Here is a 20524-nt window from a genome sequence, read left to right on the forward strand (position 1 = left end):
TCGGGACCGGACGCCGTCGGCGACCTGAACGCCGACGGTGCCCGGTCAGGCCTCGGGAGCCGCCGGCACCACGCTGAGATGGCCGGCGGTGCGGCGCGGGCGGCGGGTGCGGCGGGGCGGGGGCGCGGGCCGTGCCTCGCGCGGCACCATCGTCAGCCGGACGTACCCCTCGTCCGCCAGGGCCTTGGGCACCTCGCAGACGATGCGGTACTCGGTGACGCCGCGCCGCGGGTCGGGGTGGGCGAGCCGGCGCACCGCCCCGTCGTACTCGGCGGCCTGGGCGCCGACCGCGCGCAGCCAGTGCGGCAGCCCCTGCCGGTAGGCGGCCTCCATGATCGGGTCCTGGGCGATGTCGCGGCGGATCGCCTGCAGCCCGTGGTCATGGCCGTGCCGCTCGGAGGCGGCGGCGAGCAGGGCCAGGGCCGGCAGGCACCAGCCCGCCTCGTGGTCGACGAGCACGCCGGCCGCGTCCGGGTGGAACAGCACGAACCGGAGCAGATTGTCGCCCGGCATGGCCGTCGGATGCGGGCCGACCTCCCCGAAAAGTGTCTCGAAAGCGGCGTTCGCGAGAACGACGTCCCAGCGGTGGTTCAGCACGACGGACGGATGGGGTACGGCCTCCAGAAGGGTGGCGTAGTCCCGTAGATACGCCTGGGTGCCGGGACTCTCGGGGACGGGCCGCGGTACGGACCGCTGCCCTCCTGCCTGATATGCCATCGGGAGGTCACCCCTCTTGCCTGATGCGGCCTTCACGCGGCGCCCCGATCCTGGTGCCGAGATACATGCGATGTCAACTATCGTGGCATTCCGCGCTCGTTGACGGCTGAAATTGGCCACAGTTGTGGCGAGACCTGGATGTGGGTTCGACCGACCCGTTAGTCTCCGGGCAGTTCACGACGACCGTCTGTGCCGGTGAGAGGGCCCGGTGAGAGGGCAGTGAGAGACGTGGGAGACCTGTCGGTGACGGATGGCTTCGAGGTTCCGGGCGCCGCGGCGACGGCTTCGCTGTCGGCCGTCGTCGCCCGTGTCGCCGCGCTCGCCGACCGGCTCGGCGTGCCGCACGGGGAGGTCTTCGACACCGGGCGGCTGTCCGTCGCCTGCGGTGTGCCGGAGCCCGTGGTCAAGGCCCTGCTGAGGGGCCGTCCGGCCGGTGAACCCGACGTCCAGGCGCGCTTCCTGCAACGCCTGGACCTGCTGCGCCGCACCCGCCTCAAGCCCAACGGGCGCAAGTACACCCAGCAGGAGATCGCGGACGGCGCGGGCATGTCGCGGCAGCAGGCGGGCGCCCTCATCAACGGCGACCGCCGCCCCACGATGGAGCACTGCGACGCCCTGCAGCGCTTCTTCCACGTGCACGCGGGGTTCCTGACGGCCGAGGACCCCGAGGCGCTGACGGGCACGCTGCGCCACACCGAGCAGGAACTGCTGCAGCGGCTCGCCGAACGGGAGGCGGCCGCCGACGACCCGCTGGAACGCCTGCTGCAGGACCACGGGGTGCGCGGGATCGCCTGGCGGGCCGCCCAGCTGCCCACCGACCAGCACCGCGACAAGGTCGCCGAGTGGCTGGACATGCTCCTGGAGAGCGTGAAGCGACCCGAGACGTGAGCCGGGAGAGGACTGTGGGCATCGGAAGGGAAATGCGCCGTCTGTGCGGGGAGTTGGTCGCGGAGGTGACTCTCCCCGCCCCGGCGGCGCCGGCGGACCTGTACAGCTCGCTGTGCGACGCGATGAGCAGACGCCGCGGCCGGCCCGTCCACTTCCGCACGGCCGCCTTCCCGGTGGGCACCGCCAGCGGGCTCTGGCTCGACATGGCCGACCAGGACCTGGTGGTGATCGAGGAACGCACCGCGCCGGACCACCAGTTGGTGATCCTCGGCCATGAGCTGTGGCACATGCAGGCGGGGCACTGCAGCCACCACGTCGAGGGGGCGGCGGTCGCCGCGCGCTTACTCGTCGACGGGGCGGACCTGGAGGCCACCGTGCACAAGGTGGCCGCGCGCACCAGGTTCGACCTGTCCGACGAGAAGGAGGCCGAGCGGTTCGGCCTGCTGCTCGCCAGCAAGTGCCGTACCTGGCTGGCCGGTTCGTCGGGCCGGGGCCGGGGGCAGCGGGACCATCTGGCGGGGCGCATCGAGGCGTCGCTCGGGTACCTCGGCCCGCAGGGCTGAGCCGCCGGACCGGCCGGGCAGGCCGGGAGGCACCACGGGAAGCCGTACCGGGTGGCGCTCGTGCGGGCCGCCGCGAGCGGCGTCCGGCGGTTCGCCCGCCTCGGCTGCGCGGGCGAACCGGAACGCAGCGGGACCGGATTGTCAGTGGTGGGCGGCAAGCTGGGAGATGCGCCGCCGGTACGGGGCGTACGCGCCCGTGGGCGCGTGGAACCGACGCCGACACGGAGAGAAGCCGACCGATGCCCACCGCCGTTCTGACCGACCGTGAGCGCACCGCCGTCCAGGCCTATCTGCGGCTGCTGCACACCGTGCGGGCCGCGTTCGACGACACCGGCGCCGAGGCGTCCGGACCACCGCGCCGTCCCCTGCCACCGGTGATCCCGCCCGCCGTCCTCGCGGAGGCCGAGCAGGCCCTGGCCCGGGCCGGCCTGGAGGGGAACGAGGAAAGGCTCTTCCGGCTGCTGCGCGGCTGGTGCCCCGAGGGGTGAGGCCGGGCCGGACGGTTCCGGCGGGGCTTCAGAGTGTGTGCGGCACCGTGATCGCCGTGGCCACCAGGCCCCGCTGGATCGTCCAGCGGCCCTCGAAGTGGGTGAGGCGGCGGCCGTCGACCACCGGGCCGGGCACGAGCAGCCGGGCGCGGAGCGTGCCGTGCGCGGACCCGCCGGACACCGGACCGGCGGACGCGGGGCCCACGGGCGCCGCGGTGAGTTCGATGTCTGCCTCGGAGAAGTCCAGCCACATCCGGGTGAGCGGGAACCACGCCTTGTAGACGGACTCCTTCGCGCTGAACAGCAGCCGGTCGCCGTGCAGGTCCGGCCGGTCCGCGGCGAGCCGGCGCAGGCGCGGCAGCTCGGTGGGCAGCGCGACCTCCCCCAGGACGCCGTCCGGCAGCGGCCGATGCGGTTCGGCGTCGATACCGAGCGACACCAGGTCGGTCGCGCGGACCAGGGCGGCCGCGCAGTAGCCCTCGCAGTGGGTCATGCTGCCGGTCAGGCCGTCCGGCCAGCGCGGCGCGCCCCGCTCACCGGGCAGGACCGGCCCCGGCGGGATGCCCAGCTTCTCCATGGCGCGCCGGGCACAGGAGCGGACGACGGCGAACTCCCGGCGCCGCTTGGGCACCGCCTGGCGCACCAGCGCCGCCTCCTCCGGGTACAGCGACGCGTCCGCCGACTGGTCGGCGGCCTCCGTGCCGTACGCCTCCACGGCGACCACCTGTTCCGGCAGCAGTTCCTCGATCACTCGGTCTCGACCTCCGCGGGCAGGATCCGGCGCAGCCGGCCGGGCGGTCCCGGGCGCTTGCGCCACTCGCGGGGGTATCCCACCGACACCTCCTCGAAGCGGACGCCCTCGTGAAAGGTCGTGCGGGGGATGTGGAGATGGCCGTAGACCATGGCGGCGACGCGGAACCTGCGGTGCCAGTCGGTGGTGAGCCGGGTACCGCACCACATGGCGAACTCGGGGTACCACAGCACGTCCGTGGGATGCCGGTGCAGCGGGTAGTGGTTGACCAGCACCGTGGGCAGGTCGCCCGGCAGTTCCGCGAGCCGGCGCTCGGTCTCGGCGACCCGGGCCCGGCACCAGTCCTCACGGGACGGGTAGGGGTCGGGGTGCAGCAGGTACTCGTCGTTGCAGACGACACCGGTGCCGCGGGCGTACTCCAGCCCCTCGGCCTTGGTCGTGCACCCCTGAGGCAGGAACGAGTAGTCGTACAACAGGAAGAGCGGCGCCACCGCCACCGGGCCGCCGGGGCCCTCCCAGAGCGGGTAGGGGTCCTCGGGTGTGGTGACGCCCAGGTCGCGGCAGAGATCGACCAGATGGGCGTAGCGCTCGGCCCCGCGCAGGGTGACGGCGTCCTTGCGGTGCGTCCACAGCTCGTGGTTGCCGGGGGCCCAGACGACCTTGCGGAAACGGCTCGCGAGGGTCTTCAGCGTCCAGCGGATGTCCGCCACGGTCTCCGCGACGTCCCCCGCCACGAGGAGCCAGTCGTGCTCGGAGTGGGGCCGCATGTCTTCGACCAGAGCCCGGTTCTCCGCGTACGAGACGTGCAGATCGCTGATGGCCAGCAGTTGCCCGGCCTCCCCCGTCACCATCGCACCACGACAACACAGGCGGAGGGTGGGGGACAAGGGTGGATCAAGCCGGGATCCAAAATACAAGTTCTCTGATCCGGGATTGCGGGTCCGGCCTTCAGAATGCGGGATACGGAAGGCGGGATGCGGGATGCGGTCCTCTGCATGCAGGATCCGGCACCTTGTATACGGAAGCCCGTAGACGCCAGACGGCACAAGGAAAATCCGTAACCCACGCGTTGCACGGCACGTCCCCGGAAGCCGTATGATCGCCCCAACACCACCGCCATGACCCTTCCCTTCACACAGGGCGGTTCGGTGTCCCTCCATCCTCCCTGCCCGGGCCGGGCCTGCTTCGCCCTGCCCGCGAACCGTGAAAGGCGGCCTGCATGGTCTCTCGCGTACGCGTCTGGCTCAACCGCACGTACGCGGAGAACGTGTTCTTCATGGATCAGCTGCGCCGAAATCCCAGCGATCGCGCGGTCGAGATCCATGCCACCCACGGCGACCCGGACTCCCCCGTGCTGGCCGCCGCCGACACCGCGGAGCTGGAGCCGGAGGGCCTCTCCCCCGCCGGGTACGTCGAGTACGCCCTCGCCCAGTGCCGGCGCCGCCGCATCGACGTGTTCGTGCCCCGGCTGCACCAGTCGGCGGTCGTCGCGCACCGCGCCGAGTTCGAGGCGGTCGGCACCGCGGTGCTGGCACCGCCGCCGGAGGCCGTCGCCGTCTTCCAGGACAAGGTGATCGCCTACGAGGCCGTCCAGGCGATCGGGGTGCCCGTGCCGCCGTGGTGGCGGGTGCGTACCGCCGACGAACTCCTGTCGGCTGTCGAGGAGTTGGAGGACGCCGGACACAAGGCGTGCTTCAAGCCGGCGTCGGGTGCGGGTGGGGTCGGGTTCCGGGTGATCACCCGAGCCCCCTTCTCGCTGACGCACCTCACCGGTTTCCCCAGCTCCTACGTCCAGCTGGACCTCGTCGTGGACGCGCTGCGCCGCGCCGACGAGCCGGTGGACTGGCTGGTCATGCCCCGGCTGGAGCAGCCGGAGGTGTCGGTGGACTGCCTCACCGGCCCGGACAGCGTCGTACGGCTGGCCGTCGGCCGCACGAAGAACGGGCGTCGGCGCGGCTTCACGCTGCACGAACAGTGGCTGGAGCCGGCCCGCCGGATCGCCGAGGGCTTCGACCTGCACTACCTGTCCAACGTGCAGTTCCGGATGTACGGCGAGCAGCCGGTGCTGATGGACGTCAACACCCGGCCGGCCGGCGGGCTGCACCAGTTGTCCCAGTGCGGCGTCAACGTCCCCTGGGCCGCTGTGCGATTGGCGCTCGGCGAGGATCCGGGGAGGATCGAGCCTCCGTTCCTGGGGCAGGACTACACGGTGGTGTCGGGGCCGCGACCGCTGCGGCCGGTAACACTGCCGCAGCAGCGGATCGAGGAACCGGCGGCGATGCTGCCGGTGCACTCGGTGGGATCGCCCGAGGCGGCGCAGGTACTGCCGATCTGAGCGGCCCCGCCACTCCGGCCGGTCCCGGCGGTGGATCCGCCGTCTCACTGGTTTGGACCAATCCGGCACTTTCGCTTGACAGCCGGATTGGTCCATACCAACTTGGTTGCGCACCACTCCGCACTTCCGTGCACTCCCGAACACCCCCCTCCTTCCAGGGAGATCGTGTGCGCCCCATACCCCACTCCGGACGCCCCCTGCGTCGACTCCTCGCGCTGCTCGGCACCGCCGCTCTCGCGTTCGGCGGTGCCGTCGCCCTTCCCGGCACCGCACAGGCCGCCAACCTCCTGTCCAACCCCGGCTTCGAGTCGGGCGGTCTCTCCCCCTGGTCCTGCAGCGGCCAACTCGGCTCGATCGTCTCCTCCCCCGTGCACGGCGGTGCCAAGGCGCTCGCGGGCGCGGCCACCTCGAGCGACAACGCCAAGTGCGGGCAGACCATCTCCGTCCAGCCCGACACCGCCTACACGCTGAGCGGTTGGGTGCGCGGCAGCTACGTCTACCTCGGCGTCGACGGCGGCGCGTCCACCTGGACCTCGTCCCCGTCGTCGTACAGCAAGCTGTCGGTGTCCTTCACCACGGGCGCCTTCCAGACGACCGCGCGCATCTACGTGCACGGCTGGTACGCGCAGGGCACCTATTACGCCGACGACATCAGTCTCGACGGCCCCGGTGGCGGGGGCGGCGGCTCCGACACCCAGGCGCCCACCGCGCCGGGCAACCTCACCGCGACCGGCAAGACCTCCTCCAGCGTCTCCCTGTCCTGGAACGCCTCGTCGGACAACGTCGGGGTCACGGCGTACGACGTCTACCGCGGTTCCACCCGCGCGCTCAGCGTGTCCGGGACGAGTGCCACCGTCGGCGGGCTGGCCGCGAGCACGGGCTACACCTTCAGCGTCCGGGCGCGGGACGCCGCCGGGAACACCTCGGCGGCCTCCGCCCCGTTGACCGTCACGACGAACGCGGGCGGCGGCGGTGGCGGCGGCTTCAAGCAGGCCGCGCCCTATCTGTACGAGGGCTGGGGCGACCCGCCGAACCCGTCCACCGTGATGAGCGCGACCGGTGTCAAGTGGTTCACCATGGCGTTCGTGCTGGACTCCGGTGGCTGCAACCCGGCCTGGGACGGCAGCCGTCCGCTGACCGGCGGTGCCGACCAGAACGCGATCAACCAGATCCGGGCCGCGGGCGGTGACATCGTGCCGTCCTTCGGCGGATGGCAGGGCAGCAAGCTCGGCGCCAACTGCTCCTCGGCGAGCGCGCTCGCCGCGGCGACCCAGAAGGTGATCGACGCCTACGGCCTCAAGGCCGTCGACTTCGACATCGAGAACACGGACGAGTTCGAGAACGAGGCCGTGCAGGCGAGGATCCTCACCGCGCTGAAGATCCTCAAGGCCGACAACCCGGGCCTGAGGACGATCGTCACCTTCGGCACCTCGACCACCGGCCCGACGTACTACGGCAACCGGCTGATCGAGCAGGCCAGGTCGATCGGCGCCGACATCGACGTGTTCACCATCATGCCGTTCGACTTCGGCGGCGGCTCCGACATGTACGGCAACACGGTGGACGCTGCGGAGGGGCTGAAGAACAAGCTGAAGTCCACCTTCGGCTGGGACGACGCCACCGCCTACGCCCACATCGGCATCTCCGGCATGAACGGCCTGTCCGACCAGCAGGAGAACACCACGCCGCAGATCTGGACCCAGATCCGCGACTGGGCCAACTCCCGCCACATAGCCCGGCTCGCCTTCTGGTCGGTCAACCGGGACCGGCCGTGCCCGGGCGGCGGGGTGACCAGCAACTGCTCCGGCATCAGCCAGAGCACCTGGCAGTTCACCTCCATCACGGCCGGCTTCACCGGCTGACCCGGCCTGCCGCGCCGAACAGGGCATCGGCCTCCCCCCGGTCCTCGCACCGGGGGGAGGCCGTTTCGTGCGGCGGGGTCAGGCGGTGCCACTGCTCCCGTCGGCCCGCTTCAGGCGGAGCGTGAGGATCTGGAAGGGCCGCAGGGCGACCGGCACCGCCTGGTCGTCGTCGAGGTCCGCGTCCTGCAAGGGGCGCTCCAGCAGGTCCGTCACCCGGGCACCGGCGAGCGGGAACCCGGTGCGCAGGGTGGCTCGGGCACGGCCGCCCCGCGATTCGTAGAGCCGTACGACGACGTCACCGGAACGGTCGTCGGCGAGCTTCACCGCCTCGACGGTCACGCCGGCGCCGTCCACCGTGACGACCGGTGCCGGTGCGCCGGCCGCGTCGGCCACCCGCAGCGGGAGGTTGAGGGCGTACCCCTCGGCGACCGCGTCCTCGATGCTCGCGCCGGGCAGCAGTGCGTAGGTGAAGTGGTGCCGCCCCTGGTCGGCCCCCGGGTCCGGGACGCGCGGGGCCCGGACGAGACTGAGCCGGACGGTGGTGGTCGTGCCTCCGTCCTCGCGGACCGTCCGGGAGACGTCGTGGCCGTACGTCGAGTCATTGAGGACGGCGACGCCGTAGCCGGGTTCGGCGAGGTGCACCCAGCGGTGGCCGCAGGTCTCGAAACGGGCCGCCTCCCACGTGGTGTTGGTGTGGGTGGGCCGCTGGACATGGCCGAACTGGATCTCGGCCGAGGAGTGCGGTGCCCTGATGTCCACCGGGAAGGCCGCCTTGAGGATCTTCTCGCTCTCGTGCCAGTCGAGGTCGGTGGCGATGTCGACGCGGGGACTGCCGGCGCGCAGGGTGATCGTCTGGGTGAGCGAGGAACCCTTTCCGAAGGCACGCCTCACCTGGACCGCGGCGACCAGCGGACCGTCCTCGACCACCGTGACCGACTCGGCGTCCAGGAGATCGGTGTAGCGGTTGCGGTAGTGCTGGTCGATGTCCCAGGCGTCCCAGTGGTTGGGGAGGTCGGTGTGCAGGCGCAGAAGATTGCCGGGGGCGGCGAGAACCTCGCGCTGCGCCCGTAGGTCGTATACGGACGACAGTGTGCCGTCGTCGGCCACCTGTACCCGCACCAGCCCGTTGTCCAGCACCCTTCCCGCGCCGGTCACGGTCACCGGGCGCGGCGGCTCCGCGCCGTCCGGCAGGGACGCCTGGGCCGTAGCGGTGAGCGGCGCGCTGCCGTTCGCGGGCACCCGGGTGTAGACCGGCGCGCCGTCGGCGGTGCGCACCACCTCGGCGCGGTCGAAGGGGCTGGTGTTGAACACCCTCGGCCCGCTCCCGGTACCGAGGGCGGCGATCGCCTCGGCCGTGAGCGCCGCCAGTTCGGCGGCCACCCTGGCGTACTCGGCCTCCGCCTCGCGGTGCACCCAGGCGATGGAGGAGCCCGGCAGGATGTCGTGGAACTGGTGGAGCAGGACCGTCTTCCACAGGCGGTCCAGCTTCTCGTACGGGTAGCCGTAGCCGGGCACGTGCAGGGCGGCGGTGGTCGCCCACAGCTCGGCCTCGCGCAGCAGGTGTTCCGAGCGGCGGTTGCCCTGCTTGGTGCGGGCCTGGGAGGTGTAGGTGGCGCGGTGCAGCTCGAGGTACAGCTCGCCGACCCACACCGGGGCGTCGGGGTACTCCTCGCGGGCCTTGGCGAAGAAGGCGTCGGGGTGCTCGATCTCGACCCGGGGCGAGCCCTCCAGGTTCCTCAGGCGGCGGGCGCGCTCCATGATCTCCCGGGTGGGGCCGCCGCCGCCGTCGCCCCAGCCGAAGGGGGCAAGGGAGCGGGTGGCGCCGCCCTTCTCCGCGTAGTTGCGCACCGCACGGGACATCTCCGCGCCGCTGAAACGGGCGTTGTAGGTGTCGATGGGCGGGAAGTGGGTGAAGATCCGGGTGCCGTCGATGCCCTCCCACCAGAAGGTGTGGTGCGGGAACCGGTTGGTCTGGTTCCAGGAGATCTTCTGAGTGAGGAACCACTCGTTGCCGGCCAGCCTGGCCAGCTGCGGGTAGGCGGCGCTGTAGCCGAAGGAGTCGGGCAGCCAGACGCCCTTGGTCTCGATGCCGAAGTGCTCCAGGAAGAACCGCTTTCCGTGGACGAGCTGGCGGGCGAGGGCCTCGCCGCCGGGGAGGTTGCCGTCGGCCTCCACCCACATGCCGCCGACCGGCGCCCACTGGCCCTTCTCCACCGATTCCCGGATGCGCGCCCACACCCGCGGGTAGTGGTCGCGGACCCACTCGTACTGCTGGGCCTGCGAGCAGGCGAAGACGAACTCCTCATACTCCTCGGCGAGCGCGGTGACGTTGGAGAAGGTCCGCGACGTCTTGCGCTTCGTCTCGCGGATCGGCCACAGCCAGGCGGAGTCGATGTGCGCGTGGCCGACGCCGGAGATGACGTGGGCGCTGGCGTGGGCGGGCTTGGCGAGCGCGGGCCGGAGGACGGCGCGGACATCGGCCGCCGAGCCGGCGATGTCGTCGAGGTCGAGCTGGTCCATCGCCCGGTCGAGGGTGTGCGCGATCTCGTGGCGGCGCGGATCATGGTCGGCCAGTTCCGCCATCAGTTCCCGCAGGACCTGGAGGTCGAGGTCGAGGTGCCAGACCTCCTCGTCGAGGACGGCGAGATCGGCGCGGCGGAACGTATACAGTGGCCGGTCGCCTGCGGTCAGTACATCGCCGAGTGGCGTCGGCCGTGCGAAGCCGTGCGCCAGTATGTCGGGGTTGGACGCCGCCTCGACCAGGTAGTCGACCTCTTCACCGCCGGCGGCCGGGTTCCCGACCGGCACGTACTGGTTGAGCGGGTTGACCGCTTTCAGGGGCGTCCCGTCCGTCAGGTGCACCAGGGCCTCGGCCTGGTTGCCCGGCCAGGCGTCGTCGAAGCCGAGGTCGATCACCGCCTCCACCCGCCGGCCCGCCCAGCCGGCGGGAACGGTACCGCGCATCCGGAACCAGGTCGTGCCCCACGGCGGCCCCCACGGAGTGTCCGTCACGAAGGGCTCGTAGGAGGCGGCGGCGGCCTCCGCGAAGGGCACCGGCTCCCCCGGCGCCTGCCACGCCGTCATCGTCAGGGGGACCCGGGCGGCGTGGATGGCGGGCCTGATGCGCTGGGTGTGGAGGCGCTCGACGCGCTCCTCGATCCGGCGGCGTTCGTCGTGCATGGGCGTCTCCCGGGGGACCAGAGAGGATGAGGCGGTGAGGGTCGTGCCGAGCACCAGGGAGGGGGCTGGGCGCACCCTCGGGGAAAGCGCTTACCCCCTTGGGTGCTCAGCCAAGATACGCCAGCCCCGGATGGACGGCCCGGTACCCCTCCATCAGCCGGTGCGCGACGTTCACCGAGTCGACGAGCGGATGCAGCGCGAAGGCCTTCACGGCCGTCGCGCGGGAGCCGGACTCGGCGGCGGCCAGCACCTCCCGCTCCACCGCCTTGACCGCGCAGACCAGCCCGGTGGCATGGCCGGGCAGGGGATCGGCCGCGAGAGGGTGGGCACCGTTGGCGTCGACCAGGCAGGGGACCTCGACGACGGCGTCGGCGTCCAGGACCGCCAGGGTCCCCCGGTTGCGGACGTTGAGGATCAGGGTGGCCCGCTCGTCGCGGGCGATGGCCCGCATCAGGGCGAGGGCCACCTTCTCGTAGCCGCCGGAGAGGTCGTCGGCCTCCCGTTCGCCGGCGCCGGCCGTCTCCCGGTTCTCGGACATGTAGGTGGCCTCGCGCTCGGCGCGGGTGCGGTCCCACAGGTCCAGGGCGGAGGCGTCGGGGCGGCCGGCCTGCTCGTAGAAGCGGGCCTGCTGGTCGCGCAGGAAGGCGCCGCGGGTCAGTTCGGCCTCCTGGTAGGCGTGCACCGTCTCGCGGTTGAAGTAGTAGTAGTGCAGGTATTCGTTGGGAATCGCCCCCAGCGACCGCAGCCAGTCGGCGCCGAACAGCCGGCCCTCCTCGAAGGAGCCGAGCAGTTCCCGGTCCGCGAGCAGTCGGGGCAGCTCGTCCCGGCCGGCGATGCGCAGGCCGCGCACCCAGCCGAGGTGGTTGAGGCCGACGTAGTCGATCCACGCCTCGCCGGGGTCGTTCGCGCCGAGCACCCGGGCGATGCGGCGGCCGAGGCCGACCGGTGAGTCGCAGATCCCGATGACGCGGTCGCCGAGATGGCGGGACATGGCCTCGGTGACCAGTCCGGCCGGGTTGGTGAAGTTGATGACCCAGGCGTCGGGAGCGAGGCGGGCGACGCGGCGCGCGATGTCGACGGCGACCGGGACGGTGCGCAGCCCGTAGGCGACGCCACCGGCGCCGACGGTCTCCTGGCCGAGGACGCCCTCGGCCAGGGCCACCCGCTCGTCGTCGGCGCGGCCCTCCAGCCCGCCGACGCGGATGGCGGAGAAGACGAAGTCCGCGCCGCGCAGGGCCTCGTCGAGGTCGGTGGTGGTCGCCACCTCGGGGGCGTCGGGAACTCCGACCGCCTGTTCCGCCAGTACACGGGCCACCGCATACAGTCGACTGTCGTCCAGATCGTGCAGAACGACCCGCGTCACTCGCCCCGCCCCCCGGTCCGCCAGCAGCGCCCCGTACACCAGCGGCACCCGGAACCCGCCTCCGCCCAGAATCGTCAGCCTCACGTCTCCGCCTTCCTGTCGGAACCGAACCGTCCCGCGATCGTCCGGCCGGCAGCCGTGCGCCGGGCCGGTTGGGAGTGAACTGCCCTGCCCCGGGCCGACCCCCGGCGGTCTGCCTCGTGACGAGCCGGCCCGCAGTGAACACTACGGCGGAGCCCGGCCTGGACCGGCCCGGACCGGACCGGACCGGGACGGGACGGGACGGGACGAGACGGGACGAGACGGGACGAGACGGGACGGGACGTGACGGGACGAGTAGCGGGCGGCCGTGACCGTCCGGCTTCCCTCACATCGCCGCCGTGGCCGCCATCGCCGTGGCCGTCGCCGACCGCCGCCAGCACCGCCCCCCGCTGTCGCGTCGGCGGCCTCGCCTAGCGGTCCCGCTTCCCGGACGGCACGGTTGCCGTCGCGGGCTACCTCGGTGCACCATCCGGTGAGACGATCACGTACTGCCGCGAGGGGTGGGGCAGGCGCCGGGTCAGCCGGGGCATCCGGGGGTCCGGAGCATCCGGGTTGCTCTCGACGAGGAGGCGATGATGCTGACCAGAGGCGCGCGCTGGCTCGTCGGCGCCCTGGCCGTGGCCTGCCTGGTGCTGGTCGGTTCCGGCGCGCGCGGCGGGAGCGGATCCGCCGGGTCCCGGCCCGGCGAAGCCTCCAGGGACGTCGTGGCGAACAGGGTCCTGACGTGGAACATCTGCAATCCCTGCGACGAGAGCGACGCACACCAGGCCGCGGAGATCGCCGCCCAGGCGCCCCAGGTCATCGGCCTGCAGGAAGCCTGCGTGGCCGATGTCGAGCGGATCCGGGACTACCTGGCACGCCGCCATGGCCTGGTCTACCACGTCGCGTACGGGACGGTCCTGCGCGACTGGGGCCGCTGCGGGGGAGTGCCGTGGAACCCGGGAGCCTACGGCCAGGCGCTCCTCTCGGCGGCACCGATGACCGACCGGGTCGCCGTCGAGTACCCCGACGGCGGATCCGAGGACCGCGGGTACATGGCGGTGACCACCACCGTGGACGGCCGGTCCGTACGGGTCTTCAACACCCATCTCGCCGAACGGCGTCAGGAGGCCGTCCGGGCCGAGCAGGTCCGCGTGCTCGCGGCGGTGGTCGCGCGGCACGAGCGCGCGATCGTGCTCGGCGACTTCAACGCGGTTCCTGACGCCCCCGAACTCGCCCCGATGTGGGCGCTGGCCGCGGACACGGCCTCGCGGTGCCACCCGCCGTCCGTCGGCGGGTGCGAACCGACGACCGACTGGCAGAGCAAGTTCGACTACGTGTTCCTGCGCGGTGTCGTTCCGCTGGCGCACCGGGTGCGTGAGAGCGCGTACTCGGACCACCACCTGCTGCGGACCGATGTGAGCGTCACCACCCCCGATCCCGGCGGTGGGCGGCCCTGAACCGTCCGTGCGGCGAGCACCGATCGCACAGCGTCGAACTGACTGGAAGCGCCTCGTCGACCAGTTCGGCCACACATCAGGCCAGATGTCCCGACAGGAGGCGGCCGGTGAGCTCAGTGACCTGGTCGACTGCCGAGATCCGCGGACAGCGCCGCGTAGATGTACTCGCTGCCCCAGCGATCCCCGTCGAGGTCGTTCTCGACCAGGTGCGCCTCCCGGCGCATCCCGAGGCGCTCGCAGACCCGCACAGACCCGGTGTTCTCCACGTCCAGCCGTGCGTAGAGCCGGTGCACGCCCAGCGTGTCGAAGGCAAACCCGGCCAGTGCCGCGGCCGCCTCGGTCGCGTAGCCGTGCCCCTGGTGACCCGGGGCGAGAGTCCAGCCGATCTCGGCCTGGGCGGCGCGGGCATCGGCCAGGGCGAGGCTCACCTCGCCAAGGACGCCGGGCTCGTCGCGTCGGCAGACGGCGAGCGCCAGCTTGTCCCCGTCGGCGCGCCAGGCCGTCTGCGCCGCGCGCTCGGCGGCGACCTGCTCGCTGCGCTCACGCGTGTGCGCCGGCCGGTACAAGTAGCGCGCCACGCCCGGCAGGCTCTGGTAGGCGTACAGGTCGTCGGCGTCGCCGGGAGTGAACAGACGCAGCGACAACCGGGCCGTGGTCAACGGCAGCAGCGAGGCGACGTCCATGCGGACCTCCGGGACGCGGATGTGGATCAAGTTGCGGACTGATTTTCGCATCACGACTGCCCGGCAACCACGCCTTTTCCAGAGCAGCGCCCGGCAGCCGTCTCTCAGCACGATCTGAGCTTGATGCGGGGTATTTCCAGCAGTCGCCAACTGACCCACGCTCCTCCTGGAGGTCACCACCGGTGCGCTTCGCCGCCTTTGCCGACTTCAGGGGGTGAACTCCCGCGGCAGGTACGGACTTTCTCTGTTTTAACTCTTGACGGTCGCGGTACCGGGGAGCACATTGGCCGCACCGTGAGAGCGCTCTCACAGCGCCCTCGGCGGCACCCCGCACCCCACACCCCGTACCCGAGAGGCAGCACCTGCCATGAGTGGACCCTCCGGAACACCCCACCGACGACGCTCCGTGCGGCGGGCGTTCGTCGCCGTGCTCGGCACGCTCGGTCTGGCGGCGGCCGCCGCCGCGGTCGTCACCCCGGCCGCCAACGCCTCCGCCCCACCGGCCCCGTCGGGCTGGAACCAGGTCTTCCTGGACGAGTTCGACGGCCCCGCGGGCAGCGGTGTCGACACCTCCCGCTGGCGGTACGCGACCGGCACCGGTTATCCCGGTGGCGCCGCCAACTGGGGCACCGGTGAGATCGAGACGATGACCAGCGCCACCGACAACGTCTCCCTCGACGGCAACGGCAACCTGCGCATCACCCCGCGCCGGGACGCGGCCGGCCGGTGGACCTCCGGCCGGATCGAGACCAACCGCACCGACTTCCAGCCCCCGGCGGGCGGCAAGCTGCGTGTGGAGGCCCGCATACAGGTGCCGAACGTCACCGGCGCCGCCGCGAAGGGCTACTGGCCGGCGTTCTGGATGCTGGGCGCCCCCTACCGCGGCAACTACTGGAACTGGCCGGGCGTGGGCGAGCTGGACATCATGGAGAACACCCAGGGCCTGAACACGGTCTGGGCGACCATGCACTGCGGCACCTCGCCCGGCGGCCCCTGCAACGAGACCAGCGGCATCGGCTCCTCCACCGCCTGCCCCGGCACCACCTGCCAGGCCGGCTTCCACACCTACGGCATGGAGTGGGACCGCTCCACCAGCCCGGAGCAGATCCGCTTCTACGTCGACAACACCCACTACCACACCGTGCGGGCCGACCAGGTCGACGCGACGACCTGGCGCAACGCCACCGACCACGGGTTCTTCGTCATCCTCAACGTGGCGATGGGCGGCGGCTTCCCGGACGCCTTCGGCGGCGGTCCCGACGGCGGCACCCAGCCCGGCCACCCGATGGTCGTCGACTACGTCCGCGTACTGTCGTCCGGCGGCGGCACCACTCCCCCGCCGACCGGCGGCCGCGACGCCTACGGCACCCTCCAGGCGGAGTCCTTCGACGGCCAGTCCGGGATCGGCACCGAGACCACCTCCGACAGCGGCGGCGGCCAGAACATCGGCTGGATCGCCGGCGGCGACTGGGCGCTGTACCGGGGGGTGAACTTCGGCTCCACACCGGCGACCCAGTTCTCCGCCCGGGTGGCGAGCGGCGCTGCCGCGGGGGTGAGCGGCCTGGTCGAGGTACGCCTGGACAGCCGCGGCAACCCGCCCGTCGGCAGTTTCGCGGTGGGGAACACGGGCGGCTGGCAGTCGTGGCGGACCGTTCCGGCGAACATCACCGCGGTGTCCGGCACGCACGACGTCTATCTGACGTTCACCAGCGGCCAGCCGTCGGACTTCCTGAACGTCAACTGGTTCACCTTCGGCCGCTGAGCCCGCGCTCACGGGCCGCCCGGAAGCGCCGCACGGGCCGCCCGGAAGCGCCGCACGGGCCGCCCCAGGAGGCCGCATGGGATCACCCCAGGACGCCGCAGGCTGTCCCGGGGTGACCCCGCTGGCGTCCCGCTGGCGTCCCCGCGCACCTCAGTACACGTCAGCACCCTTCAGCGCACCTCGGCGCGGAATGCCGCCGGTGTCAGATCCGTGTGCAGGAGGAAGTACTTGGAGAAGTTCGCCGGGTCGCGGAAGCCGACCGCGGCGCCCACCCGGCCGATGGGCAGGTCGGTGTGGGCGAGGAGGCGCTTGGCCTCCAGTACGACGCGCTTGTCGATGAACGCCTTCGGGGTCAGCCCGGTCGCGGCGCGCACCGCGCGCACGAGGGTGCGCCGGGAGTAGCCCAGCGCGTCGGCGTAGGCGCTGACGCTGTGGGTGACGGCGAAGTCCTTCTCCACCGCCTCCCGGAACAGGGTGAAGGTGGTGTCGGCGGGCCGTTCCGCCTGCCCCGAGCGCGCCGCGAGGTGGGCGAGGCGCAGCAGGAACGCGGTCAGACAGTGGCGCAGGACGGCCGCGTGCAGGCTGAGCGGCAGGGTCGTGGCGTCCTCGTACTCCTGCCGCAGGTGCGTCAGCGCCGCCCGCAGCGCCGCGAGTTGGTCGGGGTCGGGGCGCAGCAGGGGCGGCAGGTCGTAGCGGTAGAGGCCGGTGGCCTCGACGGTGGAACGGGGCAGGAAGCCGGGCTGCATGGTCAGTACGGTTCCCCGGTACTCGCTGACGGGCGAGAAGCGGTGTACCTGACCGGGGCGGATCCACAACAGGTCGCCGGCCGTCGCCTCGTACTCCGCGAAGTCGACCATGTGCCGGACGGGCCCCTCGGCGAAGAGCATCACGACGTGGAAGTCGATGCGGTGGACACGGTCCAGCGCCGCGTCGGCGTGCCAGACGCGGCCGGTGCCCATGGGGCCGATCTGCATGCCCACGCCGCCGACGCTGAGGTCCGCCGGGAACGCGAACGTCCGGATGTCCGCCCGGGGCCGCTCGGATTCCGTTCTGCCTGTCATGTCCAACTCGTGCCGCTCTTCTGTCGCCCGCGCCGCTCAGGGTGGGCGGTCCGGGTGCGGGGGTGTCCCACTTTCACCACAGGCTGACACACCCCGCCCTTCCGCCTTAAAAGTCAGACTTTTAAGGTCGAACGCGTTTGACCAGTAGAAGCACTGCTTTCCATGACCTTTTGAAGGAACTGCTTTCAGATGAGCACGCGCCCGGCCGACACCACCGAGTGCACCGCACTCGACCGGCGTGCCGTCGACACCACCCGTCTGCCGCCGGTGGACGCCGTACAGCCGGCCGGCAACGGTCACCCGGGCAGGCCGATGAGCCTCTCTCCGGCCGCGTACACGATCTTTCAAAAGGTGATGCGGCATGATCCCGCCGACCCGGAGCGGACCGGCCGTGACCACTTCGTCCTCTCCCCCGGCCACACCTCGCTGACGCTGTACACCCAGCTCTTCCTCGCGGGGTACGAGCTGGACCGGCCGGACCGGCCGGACCTCGGCGGCCTGCGGGCGTTCCGCACCCGGAACAGCTCGCCGACCGCGGCGTGCGGGGCCTCACGGTCGACGAGGCCGTACAAGGACACCCTGTACGTGGGCGAACGGGGCGTCCCCGGCACCGTCAGCACGATGCCGGAAGCCACCCTGGACGCCGTTGCGGCGCAGGGGGTGTCGTACGACCAGGTCGTGGCACTCCTGGAGGACGAGGGTGTCACCAAGTCCGAGACGGCCTGGCAGGACCTGCTGGACGCGGTCGCCGCGTCGCACGGCGGCGGGGCGGCCGGCACCGACAGCGAGGGAGTTGACGCGGAATGACCACCACACCGGTGTGGGACAACCCGCTGCGGGACGAGCGCGACCGGCGCCTCCCGCGGATCGCCGGCCCGTCCGGGCTGGTCATCTTCGGGGTCACCGGTGACCTGTCCCGCAAGAAGCTGATGCCGGCCGTGTACGACCTGGCCAACCGCGGCCTGCTGCCGCCGGGCTTCTCGCTCGTCGGGTTCGCCCGCCGCGACTGGGAGGACCAGGACTTCGCCCAGGTCGTCCACGACGCGGTGCGCGAGCACGCCCGTACGCCCTTCCAGGAGGAGGTGTGGCAGCAGCTCGCCCAGGGCATGCGCTTCATCCCCGGCGACTTCGACGACGACACGGCCTTCAAGCAGCTGCGCCAGACCGTCGACGAGCTGGACGCGGCCCGCGGCACCAGCGGCAACTACGCCTTCTACCTCTCGGTGCCGCCCAAGTTCTTCCCGAAGGTCGTCCAGCAGCTGAAGAAGTACGGGCTGGCGGACGCCCCGAAGGGGGCCTGGCGGCGGGCGGTCATCGAGAAGCCGTTCGGGCACGACCTCACCAGCGCGCGCCGGCTGAACGCCATCGTGCACGAGGTGTTCGACCCGGACCAGGTGTTCCGGATCGACCACTACCTGGGCAAGGAGACCGTCCAGAACATCCTGGCGCTGCGCTTCGCCAACACGATGTTCGAGCCGATCTGGAACCGGTCCTTCGTGGACCACGTGCAGATCACCATGGCCGAGGACATCGGCATCGGCGGCCGGGCCGGCTACTACGACGGCATCGGCTCCGCGCGGGACGTCATCCAGAACCACCTGTTGCAGCTGATGGCGCTGACCGCCATGGAGGAGCCCGCCTCCTTCGACGCGGGCTCGCTGCTCACCGAGAAGCTGAAGGTGCTCAAGGCGGTCAAGCTGCCGCAGGACCTGGGGGCGCACAGCGTGCGCGGACAGTACGCGGCCGGCTGGCAGGGCGGCGCACGGGTGCCCGGCTACCTCCAGGAGGAGGGCATCGACCCGGCGTCCACCACGGACACGTATGCGGCGATCAAGCTGAACGTGGACAACCGGCGGTGGGCGGGCGTCCCCTTCTACCTGCGCACCGGCAAGCGGCTCGGCCGACGGGTCACGGAGATCGCGGTCGTCTTCCAGCGGGCGCCGCACTCCCCCTTCGACTCCACCGCCACCGAGGAGCTGGGCGCCAACGCGATCGTCATCCGCGTCCAGCCGGACGAGGGCATGACCGTGCGCTTCGGCTCCAAGGTGCCCGGCACCTCCATGGAGATCCGGGACGTCACGATGGACTTCGCGTACGGCGAGTCCTTCACGGAGTCCAGCCCGGAGGCCTACGAACGCCTCATCCTGGACGTGCTGCTCGGCGACGCCAACCTGTTCCCGCGCCACCAGGAAGTGGAAGAGTCCTGGAAGATCCTCGACCCGATCGAGGAGTACTGGGCGAGCCACGGCCGGCCGGCCCGGTACGCGTCGGGGAGCTGGGGACCCGAGGAGGCGGACGAGATGCTCGCACGAGACGGACGGAGCTGGCGCAGGCCATGAAGATCGATCTGACCGACACCACGGCAAGCAAGATCAACAAGGCGCTGGTGCAGGGCCGCCGCGCCCTCGGCACGCCCGCCGTGGGCATGGTCCTGACGATGGTGATCGTCACCGACGAGGAGAACGCCTACGACGCGATCAAGGCGGCCGAGGACGCCTCGCACGAGCACCCCTCGCGCACCCTGGTCGTCATCAAGCGGCACGCCCGCACCCCGCGCGACCGCACCCACTCCCACCTCGACGCCGAGGTCCGCATCGGCTCCGACGCCGGTACGGGGGAGACGGTGCTGCTGCGGATGTACGGCGAGGTGTCCGAACACGCCGACTCGGTCGTCCTGCCGCTGCTGCTGCCGGACGCGCCGGTCGTGGTGTGGTGGCCGGTGGACGCGCCCGCCCACCCGGCCAAGGACCCGCTGGGCGCCCTGGCGCAGCGCAGGATCACCGACATGTACGCGGTCGAGCATCCGCTGCACGCCCTGGAGACCCGGGTCGCCTCCTACTCACCCGGCGACACCGACCTCGCCTGGACCCGGCTGACGCCGTGGCGCTCGATGCTGGCCGCCGCGCTGGACCAGGCCCGGATGCGGATCACGTCCGCGGCCGTCGAGAGCGAGGCCGAGAACCCCAGCGCCGAGCTGCTCGCGCGCTGGCTGCACGCCCGGCTCGGCGTGCCGGTCGAGCGGGTGACCACGGCCGGTCCGGTCGTCACGGCCGTCCGCCTCGGCACCACCGACGGGGAGATCGTCATCGACCGTCCCGAAGGCCCCCTGGCCACGCTCTCCCTGCCGGGCCAGCCCTCCCGCACCCTCGCCCTGAAGGTGCGTCCCACCTCCGAACTCATCGCCGAGGAACTCAGGCGCCTGGACGCCGACGAGATGTACGCCATCGCCCTGCGGGGCGACGGCACCAAGGAGACTGCCGCACATGTCTGACACCCCTGTGCTCACCCGGCGGCCCGAGTGGACCGCGCTGGCGGACCACCGCGCCCAGTGGGACACCCATCTGCGCGAGTTGTTCGAGAAGGACCCCGGGCGCGCGGAGCGGTACGTCC

16 protein-coding genes and 1 pseudogene are annotated in these 20524 nt (G+C 71.9%); 10 read left to right on the forward strand and 7 right to left on the reverse strand.

What is annotated here, in order from left to right; all coding sequences use genetic code 11:
- Positions 1-45: 45 nt before the first annotated feature.
- Positions 46-717, reverse strand: a complete 672-nt coding sequence (locus AC3ET3_RS26510; protein ID WP_432138796.1) for an MmyB family transcriptional regulator — start codon at positions 715-717, stop codon at positions 46-48.
- 243 nt (positions 718-960) lie between these two features.
- Here AC3ET3_RS26510 and AC3ET3_RS26515 point away from each other — a divergent pair, with 243 nt between their 5' ends.
- The 3 genes from AC3ET3_RS26515 to AC3ET3_RS26525 all read left to right on the forward strand — a co-directional run bounded on the left by AC3ET3_RS26515 (position 961) and on the right by AC3ET3_RS26525 (position 2656).
- Positions 961-1605, forward strand: a complete 645-nt coding sequence (locus tag AC3ET3_RS26515; protein ID WP_432138811.1) for a helix-turn-helix domain-containing protein — start codon at positions 961-963, stop codon at positions 1603-1605.
- A 32-nt stretch (positions 1606-1637) separates the two neighbouring features.
- Positions 1638-2168, forward strand: coding sequence for a toxin-antitoxin system, toxin component (locus AC3ET3_RS26520; protein WP_435613014.1), 531 nt, complete (start codon positions 1638-1640; stop codon positions 2166-2168).
- Between the two features lie 239 nt (positions 2169-2407).
- Positions 2408-2656, forward strand: coding sequence for a hypothetical protein (locus AC3ET3_RS26525; RefSeq protein WP_432138797.1), 249 nt, complete (start codon positions 2408-2410; stop codon positions 2654-2656).
- A 28-nt stretch (positions 2657-2684) separates the two neighbouring features.
- On the opposite strand, the gene AC3ET3_RS26530 is transcribed toward AC3ET3_RS26525, so the two are convergent.
- Entirely contained in the window at positions 2685-3407 is a 723-nt protein-coding gene (locus tag AC3ET3_RS26530) for a 4'-phosphopantetheinyl transferase family protein (RefSeq protein WP_432138798.1), read from the reverse strand.
- Positions 3404-4258, reverse strand: a complete 855-nt coding sequence (locus tag AC3ET3_RS26535) for a metallophosphoesterase family protein (protein WP_432138799.1) — start codon at positions 4256-4258, stop codon at positions 3404-3406. The genes AC3ET3_RS26530 and AC3ET3_RS26535 overlap by 4 nt, the downstream gene beginning before the upstream one ends.
- Before the next feature lie 368 nt (positions 4259-4626).
- Between AC3ET3_RS26535 and AC3ET3_RS26540 the strand changes: the two genes are divergently transcribed.
- Positions 4627-5742: an ATP-grasp domain-containing protein gene (locus AC3ET3_RS26540; RefSeq protein WP_435613010.1), complete on the forward strand. Its 1116-nt coding sequence runs from the start codon at positions 4627-4629 to the stop codon at positions 5740-5742.
- A gap of 167 nt (positions 5743-5909) precedes the next feature.
- On the forward strand, positions 5910-7604 hold the full coding sequence (locus AC3ET3_RS26545; RefSeq protein WP_435613011.1) for a carbohydrate binding domain-containing protein: 1695 nt from the start codon (positions 5910-5912) through the stop codon (positions 7602-7604).
- Positions 7605-7682: 78 nt separating this feature from the next.
- On the opposite strand, the gene AC3ET3_RS26550 is transcribed toward AC3ET3_RS26545, so the two are convergent.
- Positions 7683-10784, reverse strand: coding sequence for an alpha-mannosidase (locus AC3ET3_RS26550; protein WP_432158735.1), 3102 nt, complete (start codon positions 10782-10784; stop codon positions 7683-7685).
- Positions 10785-10890: 106 nt separating this feature from the next.
- Positions 10891-12231, reverse strand: a complete 1341-nt coding sequence (locus tag AC3ET3_RS26555; protein ID WP_432138803.1) for a 6-phospho-beta-glucosidase — start codon at positions 12229-12231, stop codon at positions 10891-10893.
- A 530-nt stretch (positions 12232-12761) separates the two neighbouring features.
- Here AC3ET3_RS26555 and AC3ET3_RS26560 point away from each other — a divergent pair.
- Positions 12762-13628, forward strand: a complete 867-nt coding sequence (locus AC3ET3_RS26560; protein WP_432138804.1) for an endonuclease/exonuclease/phosphatase family protein — start codon at positions 12762-12764, stop codon at positions 13626-13628.
- A gap of 113 nt (positions 13629-13741) precedes the next feature.
- Here AC3ET3_RS26560 and AC3ET3_RS26565 read toward each other — a convergent pair whose 3' ends face one another.
- Positions 13742-14311, reverse strand: coding sequence for a GNAT family N-acetyltransferase (locus tag AC3ET3_RS26565; RefSeq protein WP_435613015.1), 570 nt, complete (start codon positions 14309-14311; stop codon positions 13742-13744).
- Between the two features lie 367 nt (positions 14312-14678).
- Between AC3ET3_RS26565 and AC3ET3_RS26570 the strand changes: the two genes are divergently transcribed.
- Positions 14679-16073, forward strand: coding sequence for a glycoside hydrolase family 16 protein (locus AC3ET3_RS26570; RefSeq protein ID WP_435613012.1), 1395 nt, complete (start codon positions 14679-14681; stop codon positions 16071-16073).
- Positions 16074-16243: 170 nt separating this feature from the next.
- Here AC3ET3_RS26570 and AC3ET3_RS26575 read toward each other — a convergent pair whose 3' ends face one another.
- Positions 16244-17134 (reverse strand): helix-turn-helix domain-containing protein, encoded by an 891-nt coding sequence (locus AC3ET3_RS26575; protein WP_432138806.1) that lies wholly within the window; start codon positions 17132-17134, stop codon positions 16244-16246.
- A gap of 189 nt (positions 17135-17323) precedes the next feature.
- On the opposite strand from AC3ET3_RS26575, the pseudogene AC3ET3_RS26580 reads away from it, so the two are divergent.
- The 3 genes and pseudogenes from AC3ET3_RS26580 to opcA form a co-directional block, all read left to right on the forward strand.
- Positions 17324-17659 (forward strand): annotated as a pseudogene (locus AC3ET3_RS26580) (transketolase); the annotation flags it as partial.
- Between the two features lie 278 nt (positions 17660-17937).
- Positions 17938-19473 (forward strand): glucose-6-phosphate dehydrogenase, encoded by a 1536-nt coding sequence (gene zwf / locus AC3ET3_RS26585; protein ID WP_435613013.1) that lies wholly within the window; start codon positions 17938-17940, stop codon positions 19471-19473.
- The gene (opcA, locus tag AC3ET3_RS26590; RefSeq protein WP_432138808.1) at positions 19470-20405 is read left to right on the forward strand and encodes a glucose-6-phosphate dehydrogenase assembly protein OpcA; all 936 of its coding nucleotides are present in this window, start codon (positions 19470-19472) and stop codon (positions 20403-20405) included. The genes zwf and opcA overlap by 4 nt, the downstream gene beginning before the upstream one ends.
- Positions 20406-20524 lie beyond the last annotated feature (119 nt).

Source organism: Streptomyces sp. bgisy159 (genome assembly GCF_057707805.1).

Coding starts and splice junctions, on each gene's coding strand:
- AC3ET3_RS26550 (WP_432158735.1), bottom strand. CDS start 10,784: ATGCACGACGAACGCCGCCGGATCGAGGAGCGCGTCGAGCGCCTCCAC.
- AC3ET3_RS26560 (WP_432138804.1), top strand. CDS start 12,762: ATGATGCTGACCAGAGGCGCGCGCTGGCTCGTCGGCGCCCTGGCCGTG.
- AC3ET3_RS26525 (WP_432138797.1), top strand. CDS start 2,408: ATGCCCACCGCCGTTCTGACCGACCGTGAGCGCACCGCCGTCCAGGCC.
- opcA (WP_432138808.1), top strand. CDS start 19,470: ATGAAGATCGATCTGACCGACACCACGGCAAGCAAGATCAACAAGGCG.
- AC3ET3_RS26575 (WP_432138806.1), bottom strand. CDS start 17,134: ATGACAGGCAGAACGGAATCCGAGCGGCCCCGGGCGGACATCCGGACG.
- zwf (WP_435613013.1), top strand. CDS start 17,938: ATGACCACCACACCGGTGTGGGACAACCCGCTGCGGGACGAGCGCGAC.
- AC3ET3_RS26535 (WP_432138799.1), bottom strand. CDS start 4,258: ATGGTGACGGGGGAGGCCGGGCAACTGCTGGCCATCAGCGATCTGCAC.
- AC3ET3_RS26565 (WP_435613015.1), bottom strand. CDS start 14,311: ATGGACGTCGCCTCGCTGCTGCCGTTGACCACGGCCCGGTTGTCGCTG.
- AC3ET3_RS26510 (WP_432138796.1), bottom strand. CDS start 717: ATGGCATATCAGGCAGGAGGGCAGCGGTCCGTACCGCGGCCCGTCCCC.
- AC3ET3_RS26570 (WP_435613012.1), top strand. CDS start 14,679: ATGAGTGGACCCTCCGGAACACCCCACCGACGACGCTCCGTGCGGCGG.
- AC3ET3_RS26520 (WP_435613014.1), top strand. CDS start 1,638: ATGCGCCGTCTGTGCGGGGAGTTGGTCGCGGAGGTGACTCTCCCCGCC.
- AC3ET3_RS26540 (WP_435613010.1), top strand. CDS start 4,627: ATGGTCTCTCGCGTACGCGTCTGGCTCAACCGCACGTACGCGGAGAAC.